We start from the raw sequence: 302 nt of genomic DNA on the forward strand, positions 1-302 counted from the left end.
CTGCGAGGTGGACCGCGGGAAGCTCTTCCCCTACAAGGGCAACTACTCCACCTACTTGGAGACCAAGGCCGCCCGCAAGGCCGCCCAGGGACAGGCCCAGGCCAAGCTCGCCAAGCGCATGGAGCGCGAGCTTGAATGGGTGCGCAGCTCGCCGAAGGCCCGTCAGGCGAAGTCGAAGGCGCGTCTGGCCAACTCCGACGCCATGGTGGCCGAGGCCGGCAAGGCGAAGAAGCTCGACTTCGCGGAGATCCAGATTCCCGCCGGCCCTCGTTTGGGCTCGAAGGTGCTCGTTGCGAAGAACC

1 pseudogene is annotated in these 302 nt (G+C 66.6%); it reads left to right on the forward strand.

What is annotated here, in order from left to right:
- A pseudogene (locus NE591_RS14270) lies at positions 1-302 on the forward strand (energy-dependent translational throttle protein EttA); the annotation flags it as partial.

Origin of the sequence: Adlercreutzia sp. DFI.6.23 (assembly GCF_024462535.1) — a bacterium.
Lineage (GTDB): Bacteria > Actinomycetota > Coriobacteriia > Coriobacteriales > Eggerthellaceae > Adlercreutzia > Adlercreutzia rubneri.